Source organism: Staphylococcus sp. GDY8P85P (assembly GCF_017892405.1).
In the GTDB taxonomy this organism is placed as follows: Bacteria; Bacillota; Bacilli; order Staphylococcales; family Staphylococcaceae; genus Staphylococcus; species Staphylococcus borealis.
This window is the reverse complement of record NZ_JAESLA010000028.1, coordinates 25,978-33,083: the sequence shown is the minus strand read 5'-3', so window position 1 is coordinate 33,083 and position 7,106 is coordinate 25,978. Positions and strand designations below refer to the sequence as shown.

At 34.4% G+C, this 7,106-nt stretch carries 5 protein-coding genes; all 5 read left to right on the top strand.

The genetic code is table 11. From position 1 onward, the window contains the following. The first annotated feature begins 235 nt into the window (after positions 1 to 235). The 5 genes from purB to ligA all read left to right on the top strand — a co-directional run bounded on the left by purB (position 236) and on the right by ligA (position 7,099). Positions 236 to 1,531, top strand: a complete 1,296-nt coding sequence (gene purB / locus KA828_RS07270; protein WP_210125932.1) for an adenylosuccinate lyase — start codon at positions 236 to 238, stop codon at positions 1,529 to 1,531. 93 nt (positions 1,532 to 1,624) lie between these two features. Continuing rightward, positions 1,625 to 1,927 (top strand): YerC/YecD family TrpR-related protein, encoded by a 303-nt coding sequence (locus KA828_RS07265; RefSeq protein ID WP_011275350.1) that lies wholly within the window; start codon positions 1,625 to 1,627, stop codon positions 1,925 to 1,927. 280 nt (positions 1,928 to 2,207) lie between these two features. After that, positions 2,208 to 2,903 (top strand): heptaprenylglyceryl phosphate synthase, encoded by a 696-nt coding sequence (gene pcrB, locus KA828_RS07260; protein WP_210125930.1) that lies wholly within the window; start codon positions 2,208 to 2,210, stop codon positions 2,901 to 2,903. Continuing rightward, on the top strand, positions 2,900 to 5,092 hold the full coding sequence (gene pcrA, locus KA828_RS07255; protein WP_053030389.1) for a DNA helicase PcrA: 2,193 nt from the start codon (positions 2,900 to 2,902) through the stop codon (positions 5,090 to 5,092). Before pcrB ends, pcrA begins: the two co-directional genes overlap by 4 nt. Positions 5,093 to 5,095: 3 nt before the next feature. Next, entirely contained in the window at positions 5,096 to 7,099 is a 2,004-nt protein-coding gene (ligA, locus tag KA828_RS07250) for an NAD-dependent DNA ligase LigA (RefSeq protein ID WP_075108570.1), read from the top strand. Positions 7,100 to 7,106: the final 7 nt, after the last annotated feature.

Genomic DNA, 7,106 nt, shown 5'->3' with positions numbered 1-7,106 from the left:
CGATGTTTGCGTAGAACCAAACTTCTTTTCACTCTTTTTATAGTTCTATTGTTAATAGATGAGTGTATTATTTAAAAGAAATCTATTATACTAAGTTTGTAAAAAAAGATTTATACATTTGATATATAATCTGTTAAACTAAAATTGAAGTCTTAAAGACGAACTATTTTAGATAATTTACGTTTAATGTACAGTTTTGAATTATAAATTTTATACATAGAATAGGAGATTAGAAATGATTGATCGTTATTCAAGAGAAGAAATGGCAAATATTTGGACTGATCAAAACAGATACGAAGCTTGGTTAGAGGTTGAAATCTTAGCTTGTGAAGCTTGGAGTGAATTAGGCCACATTCCTAAAGAAGATGTACAAAAGATAAGACAGAACGCTAAAGTTGATGTGCAACGCGCACAAGAAATTGAACAAGAAACACGTCACGATGTTGTTGCTTTTACAAGACAAGTTTCAGAAACTTTAGGTGAAGAACGTAAATGGGTACACTATGGTTTAACTTCAACAGATGTCGTTGATACAGCACTAAGCTATGTAATTAAACAAGCTAACGAAATTATAGAAAAAGATATTGAGCGTTTCATAGATGTTTTAGAACAAAAAGCAAAAAAATATAAATATACATTGATGATGGGGCGTACTCACGGTGTACACGCAGAACCAACGACGTTCGGTGTTAAAATGGCATTGTGGTACACTGAAATGAAACGAAATTTAAAACGATTCAAAGAAGTTCGAAAAGAAATTGAAGTGGGTAAAATGAGTGGCGCAGTTGGTACGTTTGCTAATATTCCACCTGAAATAGAACACTATGTATGTGAACACTTAGGTATTGATACAGCACCAGTTTCAACACAAACATTACAACGTGATCGTCATGCTTACTATATCGCTACGTTAGCTTTAATAGCTACATCACTTGAAAAATTTGCTGTCGAAATTCGTAATTTACAAAAAACTGAGACACGAGAAGTTGAAGAAGCATTTGCAAAGGGCCAAAAAGGTTCATCAGCAATGCCTCATAAACGTAATCCTATTGGTTCAGAAAATATCACAGGTATTTCTAGATTAATCAGAGGGTATATTACAACTGCATACGAGAATGTGCCATTATGGCATGAACGTGATATCTCTCACTCTTCAGCTGAACGTATCATGTTACCAGATGTTACAATTGCGTTGAATTATGCATTAAATCGTTTTACAAACATTATAGATAGATTGACTGTGTTTGAAGATAATATGAGAAATAACATCGATAAAACATTCGGATTAATCTTCTCACAACGTGTATTATTAGCATTAATCAATAAAGGCATGGTTCGTGAAGAAGCTTATGATAAAGTACAACCTAAAGCGATGGAATCTTGGGAAACGAAAACACCTTTCCGTCAATTGTTAGAGAAAGATGAAACGATTACAAATGTACTTTCTAAAGATGAATTAGATGAATGTTTCAACCCTGAACACCATTTAAATCAAGTTGATACTATTTTCAAACGTGCAGGATTAGAATAATAAGTGACTGTTTTCATTTAAAATACTACACTTTAACTATTTAATGCGTTAAAATGAGAGTATATTGAAAACGGATTATAGGGGTTGTTTGAGATGCAAATAGAGAAATTACGAGGACAAGCGTTAGATGAACTTTTTGATGCAATTCTTACACTTGAAAATAGAGAAGAATGTTATCAATTCTTTGATGATTTATGCACTGTTAATGAACTTCAATCGTTATCTCAAAGACTACAAGTTGCTAAAATGATTAAACAGGGTTATACCTATGCTACTATCGAAAAGGAATCTGGCGCCTCAACAGCAACAATTTCCAGAGTGAAACGTTCATTACAATGGGGTAATGATGCGTATACGATGATTTTGGAACGACTAAATATAGAAACGAAAAAATAATATATCATAACGTTAAACGCTAAGTTATAACGTGAATTGCTCCCTTCGAAATGGTCATTCATTTGAATGTTTTGGAGGGAGCATTTTATCTGTACATTCAATGCGAAGGGATAACTGTTTATAAATATAGGTTTAAAATTAATTTTTTTCACAAGTATATCTGCAAATAAGTATAATTTGTTTTCCTTATAAACTGTATAAATTCCAATGATTCTATTTAGAATTGGCACCCTAAAAATGATATAATTTGGTGTATGTTAAAAAAAGGAGTTAAGGGATTATGTATGACATTAAAGCGTGGCAACATGTGTTCAAATTAGATCCTGCAAAAGAAATTAGTGATAACGATTTAGATACACTATGTATGTCAAATACAGATGCTATCATGATTGGTGGCACAGATAATGTTACTGAAGATAATGTCATTCATTTGATGAGTAGAGTAAGAAGATATCCATTACCATTAGTCCTTGAAATATCTAATATTGAAAGTATTATTCCGGGCTTTGATTTTTATTTTGTACCTACAGTGTTAAATAGTCAGGATACGACATATCATAACGGAATAATGCATCAAGCCTTGAAGCAATTTGGTTTTATGGTTAATTTTGATGAAGTCGTGTTAGAAGGTTATCTCGTGCTTAATCTAAATAGTAAAGTAGCACAACTAACACAGGCTAATACGAATTTAGATATTGAAGATGTAGAGGCATATGCACAAATGGTTAATGAGATGTATAAATTGCCAATGATGTACATTGAATATAGTGGAGAATATGGTGATGTTGCGACGGTTGAAGCTGCATCACGTTTATTAACGAATACGCAACTGGTGTATGGCGGTGGTATTACGTCTATTGAACAAGCTAGAGAAATGTCACAACATGCAGACACTATTGTAGTAGGTAATATTATTTATGAAGACATTAAAAAAGCGATAAAAACAGTAAAAATAAAAAAGGAGTCTAATAAATGAATTCATTAGTTGATCATATGAATAAAGAGCAAAGTGAAGCGGTAAGAACGACAGAAGGTCCATTGTTAATTATGGCCGGCGCTGGTTCAGGTAAAACGAGAGTGTTAACTCATCGTATCGCCTATTTATTAGATGAAAAAGACGTTTCTCCTTACAATATATTAGCGATCACTTTTACTAATAAAGCCGCTAAAGAAATGAAAGAACGTGTTGAACAATTAGTAGGTGAAGAGGCACAAGTGATTTGGATGTCTACCTTCCACTCTATGTGCGTAAGAATATTGCGACGTGATGCAGATAGAATAGGCATTGAACGTAATTTTACAATTATTGATCCAACCGATCAAAAATCTGTCATTAAAGATGTCCTTAAAAATGAAAATATCGACAGTAAACGTTTTGAACCAAGAATGTTTATTGGTGCAATTAGTAATTTGAAGAATGAACTCAAAACACCTGAAGATGCAATTAATGAGGCGAATGACTTCCATTCACAAATGGTTGCTACGGTTTATAGTGGATATCAACGTCAATTGACGCGTAATGAAGCACTTGATTTTGATGATTTGATTATGAAGACAATTCAGCTATTTGAACGTATTCCAGATGCACTTGAATACTATCAGAACAAATTCCAATACATTCATGTAGACGAATACCAAGATACGAACAAAGCGCAATATACTTTAGTGAAGTTATTAGCTAGTAAATTCAAAAATCTTTGCGTAGTTGGTGACTCAGATCAGTCTATTTATGGCTGGAGAGGTGCAGATATTCAAAATATCTTATCATTTGAAGAAGATTATCCTAATGCTAAAACAATATTTTTAGAACAAAATTATCGTTCGACTAAGACGATTTTAACTGCAGCCAATGAGGTCATCAAACATAATTCAGAGAGAAAACCAAAAGGGTTATGGACAGCAAATACAGGTGGCGAAAAAATCAAATACTATGAAGCAATGACAGAACGTGATGAAGCTGAATATGTAGTTAGAGAAATTATGAAGCACCGTAAAGCTGGAAAAGATTATAGTGATATGGCAATACTTTATCGAACAAATGCTCAATCACGTGTCTTAGAGGAAACATTTATGAAATCTAATCTTCCTTATACGATGGTTGGTGGTCAAAAGTTCTATGACCGTAAAGAAATCAAAGACTTGCTAAGTTATTTAAGGATAGTTGCCAATAGTAATGACGATATCAGTTTACAACGTGTCATTAATGTGCCTAAACGCGGCATTGGCCCTTCATCTGTTGAGAAAATTCAACGCTATGCGATGGATAATAATATTAGTATGTTTGATGCTTTGGCAGAAGTAGACTTTATTGGTCTTTCGAAAAAAGTAACGCAAGAATGTATTAAGTTTTATGAACTGATTCAAAACTTAATCAAAGAACAGGAATTTCTAGAAGTAAGTGAAATTGTTGTTGAAATCTTAGATAAATCAGGATATAGAGACATGCTTGAACGTGAACAAACGATAGAGTCACGTAGTAGATTAGAGAATATCGATGAGTTTATGTCCGTACCAAAAGATTATGAAGAGAATACCCCTTTAGAAGAACAATCACTTATTAACTTTTTAACAGATTTATCATTAGTGGCGGATATTGATGAAGCGCAAATTGAAAATGGCGTAACACTTATGACAATGCACTCTGCGAAAGGATTAGAATTCCCAGTCGTATTCTTAATGGGAATGGAAGAATCACTATTTCCTCATATTCGTGCAATTAAGAGTGATGACGACCATGAAATGGAGGAAGAACGTCGTATTTGTTATGTGGCCATAACTAGAGCTGAAGAAGTATTATATATCACGCATGCGACATCCCGTATGTTGTACGGTCGTTCACAATCTAATATGCCTTCAAGATTCTTACGTGAAATTCCTGAAGATTTATTAGAAACGCCAGCTAAGCAACAACGTCAAACGATTACGCCTAAAACATCAAAACAACCTAAACGTGGATTTAGCAAACGTACTACATCATCAAAAAAACAAGTTTCAGCTTCTGACTGGAATGTTGGAGATAAAGTGACTCATAAAGCATGGGGCGAAGGCATGGTAAGCAATGTCAATGAGAAAAATGGTTCTGTTGAATTGGACATTATATTTAAATCAGAGGGGCCTAAACGTCTCTTAGCACAATTTGCGCCAATCGAGAAAAAGGAGGATTAATGTATGGACAATATCCAAAATCGTGTGAAAGCGTTACATGATTTATTGAATCAATATGGCTATGAATACTATGTACAAGATAATCCTTCTGTACCTGATAGTGAATACGATAAATTATTACGTGAATTAATCGATATTGAAGAAGCACACCCTGAATTAAAATCACCTGATTCACCTACCGTTCGTGTAGGTGGAGAGGTGCAATCATCGTTCGAGAAAGTGAACCATGATACACCAATGTTAAGTTTAGGTAATGCTTTCAACGAGCAAGAGCTGCGTCGATTTGATCAACGTATTCGTGAACAAGTTGGTAAAGTTGAATATATGTGTGAATTGAAAATTGATGGTCTAGCTGTATCACTCAAATATGTAGATGGTCGTTTCGTTCAAGGTTTGACACGAGGCGATGGAACGACAGGGGAAGATATCACTGAAAATTTACGTACCATACATGCGATTCCATTGAAAATTAATGAGCCGCTTAGTTTTGAAGTGCGTGGTGAAGCTTATATGCCACGTAGTTCTTTCATAAGACTCAATGAAGAAAAAGAAAAAAATGATGAACAACCATTTGCGAATCCACGTAATGCTGCAGCAGGTTCATTAAGACAACTCGATCCAAAACTAGCTGCTAAACGTAAATTGAGCGTATTTTTATACAGTGTTAATGATTTTACAGATTTTAAAGCAACCACTCAAAGTGGTGCGTTAGATGAGTTAGATCGCTTAGGATTTAAGACAAATCATGAACGTGCACGTGTTGATGATATTGAAGGTGTATTAGCATACATTGAGAAATGGACAAATCAACGTGAACAACTACCTTATGATATTGATGGTATTGTAATAAAAGTAAACGACATAGAGCAACAAGATGAAATGGGATACACTCAGAAATCTCCAAGATGGGCTATTGCATATAAGTTCCCAGCTGAAGAAGTAGTTACAACATTACAAGATATTGAGTTAAGTATTGGTAGAACAGGCGTTGTGACACCAACGGCAATTCTCAATCCAGTACGTGTTGCTGGAACAACAGTTTCTAGAGCATCACTACATAATGAAGATTTAATACGTGAACGTGATATTAGAATTGGAGATAGCGTCGTAGTTAAAAAAGCTGGTGACATCATTCCAGAAGTTGTAAGAAGTATCACGGAGCGTCGTCCTGAAGGTACGTCACCTTATTCTATGCCTACGCATTGTCCAAGTTGTGGTCATGAATTGGTAAGAATCGAGGGTGAAGTTGCATTACGTTGTATTAATCCAAAGTGCCAAGCACAACTAGTTGAAGGGTTAATTCACTTTGTATCACGTCAGGCTATGAATATAGATGGTTTAGGCACAAAAATAATCCAACAACTCTATCATCATGAAGTGATTAAAGATGTGGCTGACATTTTCTACTTAACTGAAGATGATTTATTACCACTAGAGCGCATGGGTTCTAAAAAAGTAGACAATTTACTTAAAGCTATTGATGATGCTAAAGCCAATTCATTAGAGCATTTGCTATTTGGTTTAGGTATTCGCCATCTAGGTGTAAAAGCGAGTCAAGTTTTAGCTGAGAAATATGAAACAATGGATCGTTTGCTTGAAGTGACCGAAGAGGAACTTATTAGTATACATGACATTGGTGATAAATTGGCACAATCAGTAGTGACTTATTTAGAAAATGAAGATATAAAAGCACTGATTGAAAAATTAAAAAACAAAGATGTCAATATGGTTTATAATGGAATTAAGACGTCGGACATAGAAGGTCACCCTGATTTTAAAGATAAAACCATCGTTTTAACAGGGAAATTACAGCAGTTAACACGCAAAGAAGCATCCGCTTGGTTAGAATTACAAGGTGCGAAAGTTACAAGTAGTGTAACAAAAAATACGGATTTAGTAATTGCGGGTGAAGATGCTGGTTCTAAATTAACTAAAGCTGAAAAGTTTGGTACTGAAATTTGGACAGAAGAACAATTTGTGGCAAAACAAAATGAAATATCAAGTTAGAGGAGAA